The sequence below is a fragment of the Phycicoccus sp. M110.8 genome, from assembly GCF_032464895.1.
Taxonomy (GTDB): domain Bacteria; phylum Actinomycetota; class Actinomycetes; order Actinomycetales; family Dermatophilaceae; genus Pedococcus.
Genome location: NZ_JAWDIC010000003.1, coordinates 317,849 through 338,431, shown reverse-complemented (window position 1 = coordinate 338,431; position 20,583 = coordinate 317,849). Strand labels below are relative to the sequence as shown.

Genomic DNA, 20,583 nt, shown 5'->3' with positions numbered 1-20,583 from the left:
CCGCGGCCCGCTCGGGTGAGGATCCGAGGAGCCGGGGTCGTGCAGGGCGCACCCGCGCAGCGTTTTCGAACACAGAGAGGTGATCGAATGACCCGCATCAACGTGACGGTCGACGGCGTCGACTACTCCGACGAGGTCGAGCCGCGAACGCTCCTCGTCCACTACCTGCGAGAGACGCTCGGCAAGACCGGCACGGTCGTGGGCTGCGACACCAGCAACTGCGGTGCCTGCACGGTCCACCTCGACGGGCACAGCGTGAAGTCGTGCAACGTCCTCGCGGTCCAGGCCGACGGGCACGAGGTCACCACCATCGAGGGCATCGCGAGCGGGGGCGAGCTGCACCCGGTGCAGAAGGCCTTCCACGAGTGCCACGCGCTCCAGTGCGGGTACTGCACGCCCGGCATGATCATGCAGGCCATCGACGTCCTGAACGACAACCCGAACCCCTCCGAGGAGGAGATCCGGGTCGGCCTCGAGGGCAACCTGTGCCGCTGCACCGGCTACCACAACATCGTCAAGGCCGTGCAGCAGGCGGCCGGCCAGGGCGCCACCGCGGGAGCACAGTCGTGACCGCCGTCGACGACCGCCCCGACACGGCGGCGGGCGAGGTCGGCAGGGCGCGGCTGCGCAAGGAGGACCAACGCCTCATCACCGGCCGCACCCGCTGGACCGACAACCTCCAGCTGCCGGGCATGCTGCACATCGCGATGGTCCGCAGCCCCGTCGCCCACGCGACCATCGCGGGCATCGACACCGAGGCCGCCCGCCAGGCGCCCGGTGTCGTGGCCGTCCTCACCGGCGCCGACGTGCGCGACGGCCAGGGCGCCGTCGCCAACGCGTGGCCGATCACCACCGACCAGAAGACGCCCGCCCACCTGCCGTTCGCCATCGACCGAGTCGCCTGCGCCGGCGAGATCGTCGCCGCCGTCGTGGCCCGGACCGCGGCCGCAGCCCGCGACGCCGCGGAGCTCGTGGACGTCGACTACGACGAGCTCCCCGCGGTGCTCGACGCCAAGGAGGCGGTCAGCGACGCCGTCCTGGCCCACCCCGACCTGGGCACCAACACCTCCGCGGTGTGGACGCTCGACTCGGCGCAGGGCGGCACCGGCGGCGACGTCGACGAGGCGATCGAGAAGGCGCGCGCCGACGGCATCGTCATCGAGCGCGAGTACCGCCAGCAGCGCCTCATCCCCTCCTTCATGGAGCCCCGCTCGACCGTGGTCGACCCGACGGGGGAGCAGGTGACCGTGTGGACCTCGACGCAGGTGCCGCACATCCTGCGCTTCCTCATCGCCGCCACGACGGGTATGCCGGAGTCGAAGGTCCGCGTCATCGCCCCCGACGTGGGCGGCGGCTTCGGCGGCAAGCTGCAGACCACGGCCGAGGAGTTCGTGACCCTCGCCGTGGCCCGCCACGTCGGCAAGCCGGTCAAGTACACCGAGACCCGCTCGGAGTCGCTGGTCTCCGGCCACCACGGCCGCGACCAGTACCAGACGCTCACGCTCGCGGCGACCAAGGAGGGCAAGGTCACCGCGCTCAAGGTCGACCTCGTCGCGAACCTCGGTGCCTACGTCGGCCTCGTCGGCGGCGGTGTCCCGGTCCTCGGCGCGTGGATGTTCAACGCGATCTACAAGTTCGACGCCTACCGGTTCACGGTCCGCACCGTCCTCACCAACACGACGTGGGTCGACGCGTACCGCGGCGCCGGCCGGCCCGAGGCGACGTACGCGATCGAGCGGCTCATGGACGAGCTGGCGGCCGAGGTCGGCGTCGACCCGCTCGAGATCCGCGAGCGCAACTGGATCACGCACGACGAGTTCCCGTTCACCTCGGTGGCCGGCATGACGTACGACTCGGGCAACTACGAGGCCGCGACCGCGCGGGCCGTGGAGCTGTTCGACTACGAGGCGCTGCGCCGCGAGCAGCAGGAGCGGCGCGACCGCAACGACCCGGTCCAGCTCGGCATCGGCGTCTCCACGTTCACCGAGATGTGCGGCCTTGCGCCCTCCCGGGTCCTCGGCACCCTCAACTACGGGGCGGGTGGCTGGGAGCACGCCTCGATCCGGATGCTGCCCACCGGCAAGGTCGAGGTCATCACGGGCACCTCCCCGCACGGGCAGGGCCACGTCACCGCGTGGAGCCAGATCGCCGCCGACCGGCTCGGTGTGCCGTTCGAGGACGTCGAGGTGCTCCACGGCGACACCCAGATCGCCCCCCGCGGCCTGGACACCTACGGCTCCCGGTCGCTCGTCGTCGGTGGCGAGGCCGTGGTCCGGGCCGCCGACAAGGTGGTGGCCAAGGCCAAGCTCGTCGCGGCGCACCTCCTGGAGGCGAGCGTGGACGACCTGGAGTTCTCGGGCGGCCGGTTCACGGTCAAGGGCACGGACAAGGGCATCGGCATCACCGAGGTCGCCGCCGCCCAGTTCACCTCGCACAACCTCGCCGAGGGCATGGAGTCCGGCATCGACGCCGACGCCACCTTCGACCCCGAGAGCTTCTCGTTCCCGCACGGGACCCACCTGTGCGCCGTCGAGGTCGACACCGAGACCGGGCAGGTCCGCATGCGCAAGTACGTCTGCGTCGACGACGTCGGCCAGATCGTCAACCCGCTCATCGTCGAGGGGCAGGTGCACGGGGGCCTCGTCCAGGGCATCGCCCAGGCGCTGTGGGAGGAGGCCGTGTTCGACGACAACGGCACTTTGGTCACCGGCTCGTTCGTCGACTACACCCTGCCCACCGCGGCCGACACGATCAGCTTCGTCACCGACAACACCACGTCGCCGTCGACGACGAACACCCTGGGTACCAAGGGAGTCGGCGAGGCCGGTGCGATCGCGTCGACCCCAGCCGTGGTCAACGCCGTCGTGGACGCGTTGCGACCGATGGGGGTGCACGACATCCAGATGCCGTGCACGCCCGAGCGCGTGTGGCGGGCGATCCGGTCGGCGGGCAACGAGCCGGCCTCGGCCTCGACCCCCGAGGCGCAGCCGCACTTCGACGACGGCGCTCCCAACTCGGCGCCGGCGGACCCCAGTAGCAGCGCCTCGGCGGAAGGAGCAGGACAGTGATCCCCGCACAGTTCGAGTACGTCGCCCCGACCTCCGTCGCGGACGCGCTCGCGGCGCTCGCGGAGGCCGGCGACGACGCGAAGGTCCTCGCCGGCGGCCAGAGCCTGCTGCCCATCCTGCGCATGCGGCTCAACGCCCCGGACAAGGTCATCGACCTCGGCCGGGTCGAGGAGCTTCGGGGCATCCGCGAGGACGGCGACGCGATCGTCATCGGTGCGATGACGACGTATGCCGACCTGCTCGCCTCCGACCTCGTGCGCGAGCACGCGGGCGTCCTGCACGCAGCAGTGAAGGAGGTCGCCGACCCCCAGATCCGCCACCGCGGCACCGTGGGCGGCGCGCTCGTCCACGCCGACCCGGCGGGGGACGTGGGTGCCCCGGTGCTCGCGCTCGACGCCGAGCTCGTCGTGGCCGGCCTGGGGGGCGAGCGCACCGTGGCCGCCGGCGACTTCTTCCGCGACCTGTTCGAGACCGCGGTCGGCGAGGGTGAGCTGCTCACGGCCATCCGCGTGCCCAAGCACACCGGGTGGGGCAGCCGCTACGAGAAGTTCGTGCGGGTGGCCCACCAGTGGTCGATCGTCGCCGTCGCGGCGACGGTCCGGGTCGACGGCGGCAGCATCGCCGAGGCGCGGATCGGGCTGACCAACATGGGGTCCACCCCGTTGCGGGCCACCGCCGTGGAGCAGGCCCTCGTCGGGAAGGCCGCGACGGAGGACGCCGTGCGCGACGCCTGTGCGGCCGCGGCCGACGGGACGAACCCGCCGTCGGACCTCAACGGCGACGCCGACTACCGCCGGCACCTCGCGACGGTGCTGACCCGCCGCGCCGTGCTCGCGGCAGCGGGGGCGTGAGCGCGTGGAGCTGACCCACTCGTTCACCGTCCCGGCGTCGGTCGAGGAGACCTGGGCGACCTTCATGGACCTCCAGGCCGTCGGGAGCTGCTTTCCCGGGGCCGCGGTCACGGAGGTCACCGACGACGGCTTCTCCGGGACGGTCAAGGTCAAGCTCGGCCCGATCGCCCTGCAGTACGCCGGGTCGGGGTCCTTCGTCGAGCGGGACGACGCCACCCACCACGCCGTCATCGAGGCCAAGGGCAAGGACAAGCGTGGCAACGGCACGGCCGGTGCCACCGTGACGATCCGGCTGTCGGAGGCGGACGGGGGAGGGACGACCGCCGACGTCGTCACCGACCTCGCCGTCACCGGCAAGCCCGCCCAGTTCGGCCGCGGGGTCATGCAGGACGTGTCCGACAAGCTGCTGCAGCAGTTCGTCGCCTGCATCGAGGGCCGGATCGGCGGCCCGCCCGAGGAGGAGGCGCCCGCCGCACCGACCGCGGCGGCAGCTGCGGGGGCGGCGCCGGCCGAGACGGCACCGGCCGAGACGGCACCGGCCGAGACGGCCCCGGCGGCCGCGGTCCCGGCCCCCGCGGCGTCCGCGTCGGCGGCCGCGGCGGCGGCCGCGCCGGGTACACCGGCATACCCGCCCTCGCGGGCCGAACGCGCCGCGGCGAGGCAGCCGGCCCCTCAGGAGGCGCTCGACCTGGGCTCGACGGTGCTGCCCGTCCTCGTGAAGACCTACGCGAAGCCGGTGCTCGCCGTGGTCGCCGCGATCCTGGCGGTCCTGCTCATCCGGCGCGTCCTGCGCTGACGCGTCGGCTCCGGGGTGACGCGACGGACGCCGCACCCCGGAGCCCGACGCCGAACGGCTGACCTGCTGCTCCACCGGACATGCCGAACTTGTGTCCTACCCTGTAGGTGCGACCGGGCCGTGCCACAGTGACCCGCACCAGCGGGTCCGCACCCGCGGCCCCCACCGCCAGCACAGGAGCTGACCCATGAGCGAGCCGACCGTCGTCGTCCTCAACGGCCCCAACCTCAACCTGCTCGGCGAGCGGGAGCCCGAGGTCTATGGCCACGAGACCCTCGCCGACGTGGAGGCCCTGTGCCGCAAGGCCGCCAGCCTCGCCGGGCTCGCGGTCGACTTCCGGCAGAGCAACCACGAGGGCGTGCTCATCGACGCGATCCACGAGCTGCGCCACCAGGCCGTCGGGTTCGTCGTCAACGCCGGCGCCTACACGCACACCTCCGTCGCCCTCCGTGACGCCCTCGCCACGGTGTCGGTCCCCGTCTTCGAGGTGCACCTGAGCAACGTGCACGCCCGCGAGGAGTTCCGGCACCACTCCTACCTGTCCGCGGTGTCGACCGGCGTCATCGTCGGCTGCGGCCCCAGCGGGTACGCGTACGCCATCGCCCGGATCAGCGAGCTCGCCCACCCCAAGCCCTGACCCCCCGCCGGGGCGAATCTGCCGCCGTCGCGAACCCTCCGCCGCCGCCCCGCCCGACCGCCCTCCGGTGACCCCGGCCACGGTTGCCGGCACCGACCGGCCCGCGCGCGGCAGACTGGCCCCATGGACCGGAACCCGCTCGACCTCGCCGGCATCGACGACCTGCTCTCCGACGAGGAGAAGGCGATCCGGGACACCACCCGCGCCTTCCTCGACAAGCGGGTCGAGCCGCACGTCGCCGACTGGTTCGAGCGCGGCGAGGTCGACGACATCCGGGGCCTGGCTCGCGAGCTCGGCGGCCTCGGGCTGCTCGGCATGCACCTCGAGGGCTACGGCTGCGCCGGCCTGAGCTCGGTCGACTACGGCCTGGCCTGCCTCGAGCTCGAGGCGACCGACTCCGGCATACGGTCCCTCGTGTCGGTGCAGGGGTCGCTGGCGATGTTCGCGATCCACCGCTGGGGCAGCGAGGAGCACAAGCAGGAGTGGCTGCCGCGCATGGCCGCGGGCGAGGCGATCGGGTGCTTCGGGCTCACCGAGCCCGACCACGGCTCCGACCCCGGCTCGATGCGCACCCGCGCCCGGCGCGACGGCGACGACTGGGTGCTCGACGGCTCCAAGATGTGGATCACGAACGGCTCGATCGCCGACGTCGCCGTGGTCTGGGCGCAGACCGACGAGGGCATCCGCGGCTTCGTCGTCCCGACCGACACCCCCGGCTTCTCCGCCCCGCTGATCAAGCACAAGATGTCGCTGCGCGCCTCGGTCACCTCCGAGCTCGTGCTCGAGGGCGTGCGCCTGCCTGCTGGCGCGGCCTTCCCCGAGGTGCGTGGGCTCAAGGGCCCGCTGTCGTGCCTGACCGAGGCGCGCTACGGGATCGTCTGGGGGTCGCTCGGCGCCGCGCGCTCCTCGCTCGAGACCGCCCGCCGGTATGCCGTGGAGCGGCACCAGTTCGGTCGGCCGCTCGCGGGGTTCCAGCTGACCCAGCAGAAGCTGGCGGACATGGCGCTCGAGCTCGTCAAGGGCCAGCTGCTCGCCCTGCACCTGGGCCGTCGCAAGGACGCCGGCAGCATCACGCCGACCCAGGTCAGCCTCGGCAAGCTCAACAACATCCGCGAGTCCCTCGAGATCTGCCGCACGGCCCGGACCATCCTCGGGGCGAACGGCATCAGCCTGGAGTACCCCGTCATCCGGCACATGAACAATCTCGAGTCGGTGCTGACCTACGAGGGCACCGTCGAGATGCACACCCTCGTGGTGGGCGAGGCGCTGACGGGGGTCTCGGCCTTCCGCTGACCGCGGCTCACCAGGGGATCGGGCCCGCGTCCTCGAAGTAGCCGCCGGTCGGGCCGTCGTCGGGCAGCGTCGCCAGCCGGATCGCGACCTGCGCGCCCTCCTGCGGGCTGCGCACGCCGGCGAAGTTGTTGAGGTCCGTCGCGACGAAGCCCGGGCAGGCGAGGTTGACCAGGATCCGCTGCTCGCCGCGCTCGGCCAGCTCCTTGACGAACTGCAGCGTGACCGCGTTGAGGTACGTCTTCGAGGGGGAGTAGGCGCCCGAGACGGGGCCGGTGGCCAGCGGGTCGGTCGTGGCCGCCTGCCGGGTGAGGCTGCCGACCCCGCTGGACATGACCACCACCCGCGGGTGGGCGGACCGCCGGAGCTGGGGCAGGAACGCCTGCATCGTGCGGACGACCCCGAACACGTTGACGTCGAGGACGGTGCGCAGCTGCTCGACGGTCACCTCGCTGGGCAGCTGTGGCATCCCGCCGGTGATGCCGGCGTTGTTGACCAGGACGTCCAGGCCGCCCCGTTCCTCCAGCAGTGCCGCGGTCGCGGCGACGCTGTCGTCGTCGGTGACGTCGAGGGGCACCCCGAAGGCGTCGTACCCGGCATCCCGCAGCCGTCGCACGGCGGCCTCGCGCCGGGCGTCGTCACGGGCGCCGACGCCGACGCTCCAGCCGAGGGCGCCCAGGCCCGCTGCGATCTCGTAGCCGATGCCCTTGTTCGCGCCGGTGACCAGCGCGGTGGTCGGCCGGCTCGGGGATGAGGTGGGGTTGGTTGGTGTCATGCGTCCACCCTCGGTGCCCACCGGCGCCCGCGGCCAACACCGGTTCGGTCGCCGGCGATACCGCACGGGTATCGCCGCCCGCGGCCCCTGCGGGCTACCGTGGCGCAGGTGGAGACGCGCGAGCTGCAGTACTTCGTCGCGGTCGCGGAGGAGCTGCACTTCGGGCGCGCGGCGCAGCGGCTGGGGATGGCCCAGCCCCCGCTCTCCCGGGCGATCCAGCGCCTGGAGCGCCGGCTCGGCGCCACTTTGTTCGAGCGCTCGAGCAGGGGGGTGGCGCTGACACCGGCCGGCGAGGTGCTCCTGCGCGAGGGGCGTGCGGCGCTCGCTGCCGTGTCCGCCGCGGAGCGGCGCACCCGCCGCGCCGCCGGGGCCGACGGCGAGGCCGGCCTCGTCCTGGTCACCAAGGCGGGCGCCTCGGTCGAGCTGCTCGCCAAGCTGCTCGACGCGTATGCCGCCGAGCCGGGCGCCGTCCCCGTGCACCTCCTGCTCTGCGGCACCGGCGAGCAGGAGGGCATCCTGCGCGACGGCCGCGCCGACGTGGCGCTGCTGCACCTGCCGTTCGACTCCACGGCGGGCCTGGACACCGAGGTGCTGCAGGACGAGGGGCAGGTCGCCGTCCTGCCCGCGGGCCACCCGCTCTCGAGCCGCGAGCAGGTCGAGCTGTCGGAGGTGGAGGCGCTCACCGACGCCCCGCTGCGGTTCCCCGCGCCCGCCGGCAGTGCCGACGACCTCGGGGTGCACGGCTCGACCGAGCTCTTCCAGCTCGTCGGGCTTGGCCGGGCCAGTGCGGTGCTCCCGGAGTCCGTCCGGCTCCAGCTCGGGTCGGAGCACGCCGTCGTGCCCGTCGTCGACGCCCCGCGGGTGACGACCGTGATCGCCTGGCCGCCGCACAGCACCTCGCTGCCGCTGGCCGCCCTCGTGCGCACCGCGACCCGGCTCTGAACCGCCCGCGCCCGGCGCTGAACTCGCTCGCCGGACCGGCCTCCCGGGCCGCCCTCGCGGCCCCCGCGTCGGCGCCGACGGGTGCGGTGGCAGTCGATTTCACTCCCGGCGGGCTCACCCTGTAGTCTCACCGTCGCACTTCCGCGCAGGGCTCCTGCGCAGGACGGGCAGGCCCCCTTAGCTCAGTCGGCAGAGCGTTTCCATGGTAAGGAAAAGGTCGTCGGTTCGATTCCGACAGGGGGCTCTGGTCCGGCGCCGCAGGGCGTCGAACCCCGAGGCGGGGTAGCTCAGCTGGTTAGAGCGCACGACTCATAATCGTGAGGTCGCGGGATCGAGCCCCGCTCCCGCTACAACGGCGATTTCAGGTTTCGGCCCGAGGTCGCGTACCCTGATGTGTCGCTGCCGCGTCGTGCGCGGCCGACCACGTCTTCAGAGTGTCAGACCCCGTCAGTTTCGAGAGCAGGTTGCCCCGTGGCTAGCAAGAGCGCAGACGTCCGCCCCAAGATCACCCTGGCGTGCGTGGACTGCAAGGAGCGCAACTACATCACCAAGAAGAACCGTCGGAACAACCCCGACCGCCTGGAGATGAAGAAGTTCTGCCCTCGCGACGGCAAGCACACCCTGCACCGCGAGACCCGCTGAGCAGCGCGCCGACAGGCGCACCCCCGAAGCCGCCCCGGACCACCCGTCCGCCGGGCGGCTTCGTCGTCCCCGGGGCGGCGGCCGCCACGTGCCCATTCCAGCCCCACCCGTCCGTCGGGCGGCTTCGTCGTCCCCGGGCCGGCGGAAGTCGGGGAGAAGTGCCGTGGGCTGGGTCGGTGCCCGTCCGGGCGCGCCCCTAGAGTGGGCGCCATGGCCGTCAACGCAGATTTCCTGGGGCGCACCTACCCGCCCAGTGGCCCGTATGCCGTGGACGCGGCGATGCTCACGGCCTTCGCCGAGGCGGTCGGCTCGCACGACCCGGTGCACTCCTCCGCCGACGCCGCCCGCGCCGCCGGGTACCGCGACGTCATCGCGCCGCCCACCTTCGCGGTGAGCATCGCCCAGCAGGTGGACCGGCAGTACGTCGCCGACCCCGAGGCCGGCATCGACTACAGCCGGGTGGTCCACGGCGAGCAGAAGTTCGTCCACCACCGCCCCATCACGGCCGGCGACTCGGTCGTGGGCACGCTCACCGTCGACTCGATCCGCCAGGCCGGCGGCCACTCGATGGTCACGACCCGCACCGAGCTCGCAACCGAGGACGGCGAGGCCCTGTGCACGTCGACCTCCACCATCGTCGTCCGGGGAGGGGAGTGAGCATGGCCGTCCGCAGCTTCGACGCCGTCGCCGCCGGCGACACCTTCGGCCCCACGACGGTGCACGTCGGCCGCGACACGCTCGTCGCCTACGCCAACGCCTCCGGCGACCAGAACCCCATCCACCAGGACGAGGACTTCGCCCGCTCGGTGGGCCTGCCCGACATCATCGCCCACGGCATGTGGACCATGGGCGCGGCCGGTGCCGTGCTCGAGGAGTGGGTGGGTGACGGCGGCCGGGTTGTCGAGTTCGGCACCCGCTTCACCTCGATGGTGGTCGTCCCCCGCGACGGCGCCGACCTCGAGGTCTCCGGCACCGTGAAGTCCCTCGACGAGGACTCTCGCCGGGCCACCGTCGAGCTCACCGTGACCGCCGAGGGCACCAAGGCGCTGGGCCGGTGCCTCGCGGTGGTGGCGCTCGCCTGATGCGCGAGGAGCACGACGCGCCCATCGCGCCCCTGACCACCATGCGCGTCGGCGGCCCGGCCGCCCGGCTCGTCACCGCGGGGACGACCGACGAGGTCGTCGACACGGTGCGTGAGGTCGACGACGCCGACGAGCCCCTGCTGGTGCTCACCGGCGGGTCCAACGTCGTCGTCGCCGACGAGGGCTTCCCCGGCACCGTCCTGCGGGTGGCCACAGACGGCATCGAGGTGGAGTCCGCCGACCTGTGCGGCGGGGTGATGGTGCGCGTCGCGGCAGGCGTCCCCTGGGACGACCTCGTCGCGCGGGCCGTCGCCGAGGGGTGGGCCGGGATCGAGGCGCTCTCGGGCATCCCCGGCGGCACCGGGGCGACCCCGGTGCAGAACGTCGGCGCCTACGGCCAGGAGGTCGCCCAGACGATCGCCTCGGTGCGGGTGTGGGACCGCCGTGACCAGGTGGTCCGCACCGTCGCCAACGCCGACTGCGCCTTCACCTACCGGCACTCGGTCTTCAAGGCCGCCGACCGCTACGTCGTCCTCGACGTCCTGTTTCAGCTGGTGCCGAGCGAGCTGAGCCGCCCCGTCGCGTACGCCGACCTCGCCCGCCAGCTCGGCGTCGAGGTGGGCGACCGCGTCCCGCTCGCGGACGCCCGCGAGGCCGTGCTGGCCCAGCGCCGCCGCCGCGGCATGGTCCTCGACGAGGCCGACCACGACACCTGGTCGTGCGGGTCCTTCTTCACCAACCCGGTCCTGTCGCCGCAGCGGTTCGAGGAGCTCGAGCGCCGGGCCGCCGAGCGGCTGGGGCCCGAGGGCCCGACGCCACCCCGCTTCGCCGACGCCGAGGGCAACGTCAAGACCTCTGCGGCGTGGCTGATCGAGCACGCCGGCTTCGGCAAGGGCTACCGCATGCCGGGGCCGGCGGCCCTGTCCACCAAGCACACCCTGGCCGTCACGAACCGGGGCGCGGCCACCGCACGCGACATCGTCGCGCTGGCGCGCGAGCTGCGCGACGGCGTCGACGACGCCTTCGGCGTGACCCTCGTCAACGAGCCAGTGCTGGTCGGCACCAGCCTCTGACGCGGGCGGCGGACCTCAGCCCGCCAGCCAGGCCTCGATGCCCTCGAGGGCCTGCTTGCGCACGTCCTCCGGCGCCCTCGACGCCCGCCACGAGCCGCGGGCCAGGTCCGCCAGCTCCTCGTCGGAGAACCCGAGGTCCTCGCGCGCGGACTCGTACTGCGGTGCCAGCCGGGAGCCGAAGAGCAGGGGGTCGTCGGCCCCCAGCGCGACGGGTATGCCGTGCTCGACGATCGTGCGCAGGGGCACGTCCTGCGCGCTGCCGTAGACCCCGAGCGCGACGTTGCTGCGCGGGCAGACCTCGAGGGCCACGCCGGACTCGGCCACGAGGTCGAGGACCCGCGGGTCCTCGACCGACCGGACGCCGTGCCCGATGCGGTCGGGCCGGATCGACTCCAGCGTCGTCTCCACGGCGGTGGGGCCGAGCAGCTCCCCGGCGTGCGGCACGAGCGCCAGGCCTGCGCGGCGGGCGATCTCGAAGGCCGGTGCGAACTCCTCGGTCACGCCCCGTCGCTCGTCGTTGCTGAGGCCGAAGCCCACGACCTCGCCCGGTCCCTCACCGGCATACCGCGCCGCCAACCGGGCCAGGGTGCGGGCGTCGAGCGGGTGCCTGATGCGGCTGGCCGCCACGACGACGGCGACCCCGGTGGGTCCCGCCGCGGACGCGAGCCGGGCCTCGTCCAGGACGATCTCGAGCGCGGGCGTGATGCCGCCGACGAACGGGGCGTACGACGTCGGGTCCACCTGGATCTCCAGCCAGCGCGAGCCCTCGGCGGCGTCGTCCTCCGCGGCCTCGCGCACGATCCGGCGCAGGTCGGACTCGTCGCGCACGCAGGCCCGCGCCGCGTCGTACAGCCGCTGGAACCGGAACCAGCCGCGCTCGTCGCGCGCGCTCAGCCGGGGCGGGTAGTCGCTCGTCAGGGCGTCGGGCAGCCGGATGCCGTGCCGGGCCGCGAGCTCGTGCACCGTCGAGACCCGCATCGACCCCGTGAAGTGCAGGTGGAGGTGCGCCTTGGGCAGATCGACCACCGCGCGCGACATGGCGTGCAGTCTTGCACCTGGTCAGCGGACGACGGCGGGGGACCACGCCTTCGCGATGAGCATCCGGGGTGACCCGGTGCCGTCGGCTGGGACGGCCCACACGTTGCTCTCGGCCGCTGCGGTGCCCTCGCCGGGCAGCCCGTAGAGGATCGTCGCGTCGTCGAGCCACTCGACCTGGTCGTCGACGGAGTGCTGCTCGGCCAGGACGGTCTCGCGCCCCGTCGCGATGTCCATGACCGCGAGCCGCCAGTCGCCCGGGCGCCGGTCGCCGCGCTTCTTATACGCCACCTTCGTCCCGTCGGGGGACAGCGACGGGCACTCGGCGTCGGAGCGGACGGTCTGCACGGTCCGCGTCGACAGCCGGCCGGACGCGAGCCACGTCGTGCCGGAGAACTGCACCGTGACGTAGAAGTGGTCGTCGTCGGCGGCGAACGTCACGCCCCAGAAGTTGCGGTCCGCCGGGGTGATGGCGCGGCCGCGGTGCACCAGCCGGAAGGTCTCGAGGTCCACCGACTTCCGCGTGGCGAGCTCCGTCACGACGGTGCGGGTCGAGAAGTGCGCGGAGGAGTAGGAGTCGCCGGCCACGAAGCTGGTCGTCGCAGCGAACCTCGCATCGTCGGACAGCCGGGCCCGGCTCGGGGTCCCGGTGAGCGGCAGGTCCAGCTTCGCGCCCCCGCCGTCGGCCCAGACCCGGGCGGAGTAGGCGGCGACCACCCCGGTCTCGGACCCGAGGCACAGCGTGTGGCCGGACGCCGCGAACACGCGGTCGCACGACGTGTCGGTGATCGCGCGCGGGCCGCCGGGGTCGGACAGCGGCACCATCGCCACGCGGCCGTAGTCGGGGCCGATGGCCGTGTTGCGGAACACGATCCGTGGCCCGGTGGCCACGCTGGCAGGGGCGACGGTGGCCTGGGCCGGTGCCGCGCGCGCCGCCGTGAGCTGTGCGTCCCGGGAGCCGACGAGGTATGCCGCGGTGCCGCCGACCAGCACCACGGCCAGGGCGAGGAGCACCGCAAGCCTCGCACGGGTGCTCACGCGGCCGCCTCCGGCGCGGCCGCGGTGGCGCCCAGCCCCCGCAGCAGCCAGCCGCAGGCGACGACCGCGACGGCGAGGGCGGCGGCGACGGCGACCACGGCCGGGCCGCGTCCCAGCCCGGTCCACAACGCCCCGAAGACCAGGGAGGACCCGAACCGTGCCACGGCCTGCACGGTCTGGGCGGTCGCGAGGCCGCGGGCCCGGGCGCCGGCCGGGACCAGCTGGGAGGTCAGGGCCGCGAGCACCCCGTCGGTGGCCGCGTAGAACGCGCCGAGCGCCACGAGGCAGGCGACGGTCAGCCCGAGGCCGCCGGAGGGCAGTGCGGCGAGCAGGTAGGCGCCGACGAGCAGGACGTGGCCGCCCACGAGCACCCGGGCCCGGCCGAGCCGGTCGGAGAGCCGGCCGAACGGCACAGCCAGCGCGAGGTAGGCGACGTTGGTGCCCACGAAGAGCAGCGGGAACCACGTCGCGGCGAAGGAGTCCCGCTGCTGCAGCGACAGGTAGAGGAAGCCGTCGCTGATCGTGAGCACGCCGAGCACCCCGGAGACGAGGACGACGCGTCCGAAGGACCGGTCGCGCAACGATCGCCACGACGGGGTCACCAGCGGAGCGGCCGACGGCGCGGCTGCGGCCCGGCGACGCGGCCGCAGGTCGGGCACCATCAGGCCGAGCAGCGCCAGGCCGAGCACGGCGGCGGCCAGCGACGCGAGGAAGACCCCGCGGTAGTCGCCGGGGACGAACCACAGGATCGAGAACGCCAGGAGCGGGCCGATCGCCGCACCCGTGGTGTCGAGCGCGCGGTGCACCCCGAAGGCGCGGCCCAGCGCGTGCTGCGGTGCCGACGCCGCGATGATCGCGTCCCGTGGAGCGGTCCGCAGGCCCTTGCCGAGCCGGTCGAGCGTGATCACGGTCGTCACGGCCCCGAGCCCCTGCGCCAGCAGGAGGAACACCTTGGTCGCGGCCGACAGCCCGTAGCCGGCGAAGGCCACCCACTTGGGACGGTCGGCCCGGTCCGAGAGCCATCCGCCCAGGATCCGCACGAGCGCGCTCACGCCCTGGTAGAGGCCGTCGACGAAACCGTAGGCGAGGGGCGAGAGCCCCAGCACGGCCGTGAGGTAGAGCGGCAGGACGGCCGACACCGACTCCGAGGAGATGTCGGTGAGCAGGCTGACGAGTCCCAGCAGGACGACCGTGCCGCCGACACCGCGACGCCGGTCCCGGCGCTGCTCGCCCTCGTGGTCCGGCGCAGGCGCCCGGCGCCCGGCCTCGGTCCGTGGGCGCTCGCTGAGGTACACCTGCACCCTCCCCGTCGCGGTCGCGCCGTCCGGCGTGACGTGCGGGAAGTGTAGGAACGCGAATCCCCGCGAGAAATCGTCCTCGCGGGGATTCACAGACGGGCCGGGTTGGGGTACCTTCCCCCGGCCCGGTCGGGGTCAGTCCTCGACGATGTGGATCGCGCTCTCCTCGGGTCCCTCGGGGAGGCCTGCCTCGCTGGCGTCGAGGTCTTTCTCGGTGTCCTCGCGCACGCCCTCGTCCGGCTCGACCAGCTCACCGGCGGCGGCGTCACCGACCTCGGCGTCACCGACGAAGTCGTCCTCGGCCGCGATCGAGTCGGGGTCGTCCCCGCCGACGCGGTCCCGCGGGTCCTCGTCGAGCCCGGACTCGTTGTCCGGCGCGCCGTAGGCCGTCGCCGGGTCGGGCTCCTCCTGCATGATCCGCTGCTCGAGGGACTCGCCCTGCTCCTGCTCGGCCGCGGTGGTGCCCCACTCCGTGCCCCGCGGCTGCATGTCCGGGGGCGACCAGGGCTCGTTGTCGCCCTCGCTGGTGTCGAGCAGCTCGCCCTGTCCCATGCCCGCGTCCACGGCGTCGTCGACGCTGTAGCTGCCGGTCGCGTCGTCCTCGATGCTCTCCACTCCTGGCTGGTCGCTCATGGGACAAGCCAACGCCAGCAGGGGGCGCCTCGCAACCAGCACAAGGTCCCGAACCCGGGGGCGGGGACGCCGCCGGGTCAGGCGCGCAGCGTCTCGGCGCTCGCGAGCAGGACGCAGGTCGTCACGGCCTCCATCGCCGCGGTGACCTGCTCCAGGGGCGGGAACGTCGGCGCCAGCCGGATGTTGCGGTCGCGCGGGTCGTCGCCGTGGGGAAACGAGGACCCGGCCGGCGTCAGCGCGATCCCGGCCGCCTTGGCGAGCTCGACGACCCGGGAGGCGGTGCCGTCGAGGACGTCGAGGCTCACGAAGTACCCACCGGTGGGCTTCGTCCACTCCGCCACCCCGAGGCCGCCGAGGCGCTCGGTGAGGATGCGGTCCACCTCGGCGAACTTGGGCGCGATGATCTCGCGGTGCTTCACCATGTGGTCCCGCACCCCCTGGGCTGAGCCGAAGAACTGGGCGTGCCGCAGCTGGTTGACCTTGTCGGGACCGATCGCGCCCTTGCCGAGGTGGCCGGTGTACCACTTGACCGTCTCCACGGATCCGGCGAGGAAGGCGACGCCGGCGCCGGCATACGTGATCTTGGAGGTGGAGGCGAACATGACCGGGCGGTGCGGGTGCCCGGCGGCCGCCGCGAGGCTGAGGATGTCGGCGCTCTTGGCCTCGTCGCGGGTGAGGTGGTGGAAGGCGTACGCGTTGTCCCAGAAGATCTTGAAGTCCGGGGCGGCCGTCTCCATCGACGCCAGCCGCGCCGCGACCTCCTGCGTGACGACCGAGCCGGTGGGGTTGGCGTAGGTCGGGACGACCCACATGCCCTTGATGCTCGGGTCCTTGGCGGCGAGCTCGGCGATCGCCTCGGCGTCCGGGCCGTCCTCGTGCATGGGCACGGTCACCATCTCGATGCCGAACCAGTCCAGCAGCGTGAAGTGCCGGTCGTACCCGGGGACGGGGCAGATGAAGCGGACCTTCTCCTCCCGGCCCCAGGGGCGCTCGCCGTCGACGGCGCCGTGCAGCCACAGGTCGACCAATACCTCGCGCATCATGGTCAGCGAGGAGTTGCCGCCCGCCACGACCTGCTCGGGGGAGACCCACAGCAGCTCGGCGAAGATCTCGCGCAGCTCGCGGATGCCCTCCAGGCCGCCGTAGTTGCGGGTGTCGACACCCGCCGCGTCCGTCGTGCCGTGGGGCAGGGCCAGCAGCCCGTCGGCGAGGTCGAGCTGTGCGCTCGCCGGCTTGCCGCGCGTGAGGTCCAGGCTCAGGCCGCGCTGCACCAGGGCGTCGTACGCTGCCTGCTGCTCCTGCGCGAACGTGTCGAGCTCGTCCTGCGAGCGCTCGGCGAGGGGGGTGGCGGTGGGGGTGCTCTGCTCGGTCACGTGCCCCATGGTCCCAGAGGGCCCGTATGCCGCGCGGCGGCGTCCGGACGCCGGTCACCCGTGGTGCGGCCGGGGTGGGCGGCTCGCGGAGCAGGGCGGCGGGGCCGCCCGGGGCGAGTTCGCGTTCGGCCCCGCGCCTCACGTATGCTTGCTCCTCGGTTGACTTCGACCATGCTTCCGGCGTGCCCGGAACCCGGTCGCCGTCGACCAGCGGGAGCACCGCCCCACCGGGGCTCCCGTAGGGCAGTGGCTCAATTGGTAGAGCACCGGTCTCCAAAACCGGCGGTTGGGGGTTCGAGTCCCTCCTGCCCTGCGCACAGCAGGACCCGTGACGTCAGCCGGCGGCGCGGCACACCCCAGGGAGAGCAGTCGTCGTGACGGATGTGAGCGCGGGCACCCGCGGCTCGGGTCGTACCAGCCGCAAGGGCGGCAAGGGCGGCGGCAACCCCGTCTCGCGGTTCTTCCGGGCGGTGTCGCTGTTCGTCAGCCAGATCCTCGACGAGCTGCGCAAGGTCGTCCGGCCGACGCGCTCCGAGCTCGTCAACTACACGATCGTCGTGATCGTGTTCGTGACGGTGATCATGGCGCTGGTGTCGTCGATCGACTTCGGCTTCACCAAGCTCGTCCTGTGGGTCTTCGGCGGCTAGTCCCCGCCCTGCCGCACTCGCCCGGGCCACGCCCGGGTCACCCAGAAGGAAGTAGGTCATCAGCGTGTCCGACCAGTGGACCACCGAGAACGCCGAGCCCGAGACGGAGCCGACGTCCGTCGACGGCTCCTCCGACGTGCTCGAGGAGGGCCTCGCCGGCGAGGCTGCCGCGCCCGAGGCCACTGACGACGCCCCCGTGACCACCGACGAGCAGGTCGAGGACGAGCAGGACGAGGCGGCCCCCGCCGACGACACCGCGCCCGAGGAGCAGCCGGCCGACGCGACCGAGGTCGCCGAGCCCGTCGACGCACCCGCAGGTGACCCGGTCCAGGAGTTCAAGGACATGCTCGCCGGCCAGTTCGGCGAGTGGTACGTCGTGCACTCCTACGCCGGGTACGAGAACCGCGTGAAGGCCAACCTCGAGAACCGCACGACCTCCCTCAACATGGAGGACTACATCTTCCAGGCCGAGGTGCCGATGGAGGAGGTCACCGAGATCAAGAACGGCCAGAAGAAGCTGGTCCGTCGGGTCCGGATGCCCGGGTACGTCCTGGTCCGCATGGACCTCACCGACGAGTCGTGGGGCGCCGTGCGCCACACCCCCGGCGTCACCGGCTTCGTCGGCAACGCCCACCAGCCGGTGCCGCTGAGCCTCGACGAGGTCTTCACGATGCTGGCCCCGTCGGACCTCGGCGCCGAGCAGGCCGCCGCGGGCGCCACCGGCACGGGTGCCGCTGCCGGCAAGCCCCGCGAGGTCGCGGTCGTCGACTTCGAGGTCGGCGAGTCCGTCACCGTCATGGAGGGCCCGTTCGAGACCCTCCCGGCGACGATCTCCGAGATCAACCCCGACACCCAGAAGCTCAAGGTGCTCGTCTCGATCTTCGGCCGGGAGACCCCGGTCGAGCTGTCGTTCAACCAGGTCGCCAAGATCTGACCGGACGGCGACACCCCGGGTGACCGCACGGTCTCCCGGGCCTGCAACCGGGTCATCGCCCACGGCGTCGGCCCACCACAACAAAAGGAACAGACATGCCTCCCAAGAAGAAGGTCTCCGGCTTCATCAAGCTGCAGATCCAGGCCGGTGCGGCCACCCCGGCTCCGCCCGTGGGTCCCGCCCTCGGTCAGCACGGCGTCAACATCATGGAGTTCGTCAAGGCGTACAACGCTGCGACGGAGTCCCAGCGCGGCAACGTCATCCCGGTGGAGATCACGGTCTACGAGGACCGCTCCTTCACCTTCATCACCAAGACGCCGCCGGCCGCCGAGCTGATCAAGAAGGCCGCGGGCGTGCCGAAGGGCTCCGGCGAGCCGCACAAGACCAAGGTCGCCTCGCTGTCGGCCGACCAGGTCCGCGCCATCGCCGAGCAGAAGATGGAAGACCTCAACGCCAACGACGTCGAGCAGGCGATGAAGATCATCGCCGGCACCGCCCGCTCCATGGGCATCGACACCAGCCTCTGACGAGGCACTCCCGGGTATGCCGCGTGAGCGGCATCCCGGGGCCGTGGCAGGACCAGCGCTGGTCCGTTGACCACAACTCCAACCGCAGTACAGACAACAGGAGCAGAACATGAAGCGCAGCAAGGCCTACCGCGCGGCCGCCGAGACGATCGACGCCGCCAAGTCCTACGCCCCGCTCGAGGCCGTCCGCCTCGCCAAGGGTGCCGCCAAGGCCAAGTACGACGAGACCGTCGAGGTCGCGATGCGACTCGGTGTCGACCCGCGCAAGGCCGACCAGATGGTCCGTGGCACCGTCAACCTGCCGCACGGCACGGGCAAGACCGCCCGCGTCCTGGTCTTCGCCAACGGCGACAAGGCCGAGGCGGCTCGTGAGGCCGGCGCCGACTACGTCGGTTCCGACGACATGATCGACAAGGTCTCCGGCGGCTGGCTCGACTTCGACGCCGTCGTCGCGACCCCCGACATGATGGGCAAGGTCGGCCGCCTCGGAAAGGTCCTCGGCCCCCGCGGCCTCATGCCGAACCCGAAGACCGGCACCGTGACCATGGACACCGCCAAGGCCGTCTCCGACATCAAGGGCGGCAAGATCGAGTTCCGCGTCGACAAGCACGCGAACCTCCACTTCATCATCGGCAAGGCCTCGTTCGACGAGAAGTCGCTGGTCGAGAACTACGCGACCGCGCTCGAGGAGGTCCTGCGGCTCAAGCCGTCCGCCTCCAAGGGCCGCTACATCCTCAAGGCCACGATGAGCACCACGATGGGCCCGGGCATCCCGCTGGACTTCACCCGCACCCGCAACCTGCTCAGCGAGGAGTCCGCGGAGGCCTGAGTCCCCGCAGCCCCGCGCTGACCGCGAGCCCGCCACCTCCCAGGGGTGGCGGGCTCGCGGCATCCCCGGCCGGCGTGGTCGGGGGCAGGCCGTAGGGTGGGTGCGGACGCGGGGGACGAAACCCCCGGAAACCACACGGACCGCTGCACGCGGTCGACCGAGGGGGACCCATGAAGCGCACGACGATCGCCGCTGCCGTGCTGGCGGCGGCACTGGGGCTCGCCGGCTGCGGCAGCGCCACCGACTCCGGCTCGGGCGCCGCGGCCAAGAGCTCCTCGCCCGCCGCGGTCAAGTCCGGCGACACCGTCGACGGCGCCGCGCTCGCCAAGCGGATGACCGACGCCATGGTCGCGGCCGGCTCCGGCTCGATGGCGATGGACTTCGGCGGCCAGGGCAAGGCCAGCGGCAGCTTCGTCATGAAGGACAGCTCGATGGAGCAGCAGATGACCATGGAGCTCCAGGGCGAGAAGCTCGAGGTCGTCTCGATCGGCGGCGTCATCTACATGAAGGGCCTGCCCGGCTCGGAGAAGCCGTGGGTCAAGATCGACCCCAAGGCCGACGACCCGGTGAGCAAGATGTTCGCCGGCCTGGGCGGCCAGGACAACGACCCGCGCCAGTTCGCCAAGGCGCTGCAGGGGACCAGGGCCAAGGTCGTCGGCACGGCCGGCGACACGACCGAGTACGAGGTCACCATCGACCCCACCAAGCTGCTCGGCGGCACGGGCGGCTCGACCGCGGCCCCGTCGGTCGCGCCGGTGACCGCGCACTACACCTTGGACAAGCAGGACCGCCCCACCCTGATGACCACCCAGGTGCAGGGCCAGACGCTCAAGATCACGTTCTCGGACTGGGGGAAGAAGTCCACCATCACCGCGCCGCCGGCCGACCAGGTGGGGACCTTCAAGCTCCCCACCGGCTGAGTCCGCCCCGTCCCGGGCGCCGGGGGCCGCAGCGATTTGGTCGCTGCGGCCCCCGCCGCGTACTCTGGGGTCTGACCAGAGACCGCTTGGTTGTCGCCGTGCCCGGCACGGAGACCGAAGGTCCCACCTGAGGTGGGCGCCAGCGCAGGCCGGAAACACCGAACTACCGCCTCGTCGGTATGCCGTGAGCCCC

The 20,583-nt window shown here is 72.7% G+C and carries 22 protein-coding genes and 3 tRNA genes; 19 read left to right on the top strand and 6 right to left on the bottom strand.

The window, feature by feature from the left end; translation table 11 throughout:
* Nucleotides 1-87: 87 nt before the first annotated feature.
* The 6 genes from RKE38_RS14945 (at nucleotide 88) to RKE38_RS14920 (ending at nucleotide 6,645) form a co-directional block, all read left to right on the top strand.
* Entirely contained in the window at nucleotides 88-570 is a 483-nt protein-coding gene (locus RKE38_RS14945) for a (2Fe-2S)-binding protein (RefSeq protein WP_316008257.1), read from the top strand.
* The gene (locus tag RKE38_RS14940) at nucleotides 567-3,068 is read left to right on the top strand and encodes a xanthine dehydrogenase family protein molybdopterin-binding subunit (protein ID WP_316008256.1); all 2,502 of its coding nucleotides are present in this window, start codon (nucleotides 567-569) and stop codon (nucleotides 3,066-3,068) included. Before RKE38_RS14945 ends, RKE38_RS14940 begins: the two co-directional genes overlap by 4 nt.
* On the top strand, nucleotides 3,065-3,919 hold the full coding sequence (locus RKE38_RS14935; RefSeq protein ID WP_316008255.1) for a xanthine dehydrogenase family protein subunit M: 855 nt from the start codon (nucleotides 3,065-3,067) through the stop codon (nucleotides 3,917-3,919). The genes RKE38_RS14940 and RKE38_RS14935 overlap by 4 nt, the downstream gene beginning before the upstream one ends.
* A 4-nt stretch (nucleotides 3,920-3,923) precedes the next feature.
* Nucleotides 3,924-4,715: an SRPBCC family protein gene (locus RKE38_RS14930; RefSeq protein ID WP_316008254.1), complete on the top strand. Its 792-nt coding sequence runs from the start codon at nucleotides 3,924-3,926 to the stop codon at nucleotides 4,713-4,715.
* A gap of 187 nt (nucleotides 4,716-4,902) precedes the next feature.
* Entirely contained in the window at nucleotides 4,903-5,352 is a 450-nt protein-coding gene (gene aroQ / locus RKE38_RS14925; RefSeq protein ID WP_316008253.1) for a type II 3-dehydroquinate dehydratase, read from the top strand.
* Between the two features lie 123 nt (nucleotides 5,353-5,475).
* On the top strand, nucleotides 5,476-6,645 hold the full coding sequence (locus RKE38_RS14920; protein WP_316008252.1) for an acyl-CoA dehydrogenase family protein: 1,170 nt from the start codon (nucleotides 5,476-5,478) through the stop codon (nucleotides 6,643-6,645).
* 7 nt (nucleotides 6,646-6,652) lie between these two features.
* Here RKE38_RS14920 and RKE38_RS14915 read toward each other — a convergent pair whose 3' ends face one another.
* On the bottom strand, nucleotides 6,653-7,417 hold the full coding sequence (locus RKE38_RS14915; RefSeq protein WP_316008251.1) for an SDR family NAD(P)-dependent oxidoreductase: 765 nt from the start codon (nucleotides 7,415-7,417) through the stop codon (nucleotides 6,653-6,655).
* A gap of 108 nt (nucleotides 7,418-7,525) precedes the next feature.
* On the opposite strand from RKE38_RS14915, the gene RKE38_RS14910 reads away from it, so the two are divergent.
* From RKE38_RS14910 to RKE38_RS14880, 7 genes are all read left to right on the top strand, one after another.
* Complete coding sequence (locus tag RKE38_RS14910) at nucleotides 7,526-8,359, top strand: LysR family transcriptional regulator (RefSeq protein ID WP_316008250.1); 834 nt, start codon at nucleotides 7,526-7,528, stop codon at nucleotides 8,357-8,359.
* A gap of 171 nt (nucleotides 8,360-8,530) precedes the next feature.
* Nucleotides 8,531-8,603: transfer RNA gene (locus RKE38_RS14905), tRNA-Thr, on the top strand.
* A gap of 32 nt (nucleotides 8,604-8,635) precedes the next feature.
* Nucleotides 8,636-8,709, top strand: a tRNA-Met gene (locus RKE38_RS14900).
* A 121-nt stretch (nucleotides 8,710-8,830) separates the two neighbouring features.
* Complete coding sequence (gene rpmG, locus RKE38_RS14895) at nucleotides 8,831-9,001, top strand: 50S ribosomal protein L33 (RefSeq protein WP_310154042.1); 171 nt, start codon at nucleotides 8,831-8,833, stop codon at nucleotides 8,999-9,001.
* 210 nt (nucleotides 9,002-9,211) lie between these two features.
* The gene (locus RKE38_RS14890; RefSeq protein ID WP_316008249.1) at nucleotides 9,212-9,658 is read left to right on the top strand and encodes a MaoC family dehydratase N-terminal domain-containing protein; all 447 of its coding nucleotides are present in this window, start codon (nucleotides 9,212-9,214) and stop codon (nucleotides 9,656-9,658) included.
* Between the two features lie 2 nt (nucleotides 9,659-9,660).
* Nucleotides 9,661-10,083 carry a MaoC/PaaZ C-terminal domain-containing protein gene (locus RKE38_RS14885; RefSeq protein ID WP_316008248.1) on the top strand — a complete coding sequence of 141 codons (423 nt, stop codon included), beginning with the start codon at nucleotides 9,661-9,663 and terminating at the stop codon, nucleotides 10,081-10,083.
* Entirely contained in the window at nucleotides 10,083-11,156 is a 1,074-nt protein-coding gene (locus RKE38_RS14880; protein ID WP_316008247.1) for a UDP-N-acetylmuramate dehydrogenase, read from the top strand. The genes RKE38_RS14885 and RKE38_RS14880 overlap by 1 nt, the downstream gene beginning before the upstream one ends.
* A gap of 15 nt (nucleotides 11,157-11,171) precedes the next feature.
* Here RKE38_RS14880 and RKE38_RS14875 read toward each other — a convergent pair whose 3' ends face one another.
* From RKE38_RS14875 to RKE38_RS14855, 5 genes are all read right to left on the bottom strand, one after another.
* Nucleotides 11,172-12,194 (bottom strand): adenosine deaminase, encoded by a 1,023-nt coding sequence (locus RKE38_RS14875; protein ID WP_316008246.1) that lies wholly within the window; start codon nucleotides 12,192-12,194, stop codon nucleotides 11,172-11,174.
* Nucleotides 12,195-12,215: 21 nt separating this feature from the next.
* On the bottom strand, nucleotides 12,216-13,229 hold the full coding sequence (locus RKE38_RS14870) for a hypothetical protein (RefSeq protein ID WP_316008245.1): 1,014 nt from the start codon (nucleotides 13,227-13,229) through the stop codon (nucleotides 12,216-12,218).
* Nucleotides 13,226-14,524, bottom strand: coding sequence for an MFS transporter (locus RKE38_RS14865; protein ID WP_316008244.1), 1,299 nt, complete (start codon nucleotides 14,522-14,524; stop codon nucleotides 13,226-13,228). The genes RKE38_RS14870 and RKE38_RS14865 overlap by 4 nt, the downstream gene beginning before the upstream one ends.
* Before the next feature lie 138 nt (nucleotides 14,525-14,662).
* Entirely contained in the window at nucleotides 14,663-15,160 is a 498-nt protein-coding gene (locus tag RKE38_RS14860; protein WP_316008243.1) for a DUF5709 domain-containing protein, read from the bottom strand.
* A 77-nt stretch (nucleotides 15,161-15,237) separates the two neighbouring features.
* Nucleotides 15,238-16,542 carry an aminotransferase class I/II-fold pyridoxal phosphate-dependent enzyme gene (locus RKE38_RS14855; RefSeq protein WP_410055468.1) on the bottom strand — a complete coding sequence of 435 codons (1,305 nt, stop codon included), beginning with the start codon at nucleotides 16,540-16,542 and terminating at the stop codon, nucleotides 15,238-15,240.
* Between the two features lie 231 nt (nucleotides 16,543-16,773).
* On the opposite strand from RKE38_RS14855, the gene RKE38_RS14850 reads away from it, so the two are divergent.
* The 6 genes from RKE38_RS14850 (at nucleotide 16,774) to RKE38_RS14825 (ending at nucleotide 20,390) form a co-directional block, all read left to right on the top strand.
* Nucleotides 16,774-16,846, top strand: a tRNA-Trp gene (locus RKE38_RS14850).
* Nucleotides 16,847-16,907: 61 nt separating this feature from the next.
* Nucleotides 16,908-17,180: a preprotein translocase subunit SecE gene (gene secE, locus RKE38_RS14845; RefSeq protein WP_316008241.1), complete on the top strand. Its 273-nt coding sequence runs from the start codon at nucleotides 16,908-16,910 to the stop codon at nucleotides 17,178-17,180.
* Between the two features lie 64 nt (nucleotides 17,181-17,244).
* Nucleotides 17,245-18,114 carry a transcription termination/antitermination protein NusG gene (nusG, locus tag RKE38_RS14840; RefSeq protein WP_316008240.1) on the top strand — a complete coding sequence of 290 codons (870 nt, stop codon included), beginning with the start codon at nucleotides 17,245-17,247 and terminating at the stop codon, nucleotides 18,112-18,114.
* A 95-nt stretch (nucleotides 18,115-18,209) separates the two neighbouring features.
* Nucleotides 18,210-18,641, top strand: coding sequence for a 50S ribosomal protein L11 (gene rplK / locus RKE38_RS14835; RefSeq protein ID WP_316008239.1), 432 nt, complete (start codon nucleotides 18,210-18,212; stop codon nucleotides 18,639-18,641).
* 109 nt (nucleotides 18,642-18,750) lie between these two features.
* The gene (gene rplA, locus RKE38_RS14830; RefSeq protein ID WP_316008238.1) at nucleotides 18,751-19,470 is read left to right on the top strand and encodes a 50S ribosomal protein L1; all 720 of its coding nucleotides are present in this window, start codon (nucleotides 18,751-18,753) and stop codon (nucleotides 19,468-19,470) included.
* A gap of 170 nt (nucleotides 19,471-19,640) precedes the next feature.
* Nucleotides 19,641-20,390, top strand: coding sequence for a hypothetical protein (locus tag RKE38_RS14825; protein WP_316008237.1), 750 nt, complete (start codon nucleotides 19,641-19,643; stop codon nucleotides 20,388-20,390).
* Nucleotides 20,391-20,583: the final 193 nt, after the last annotated feature.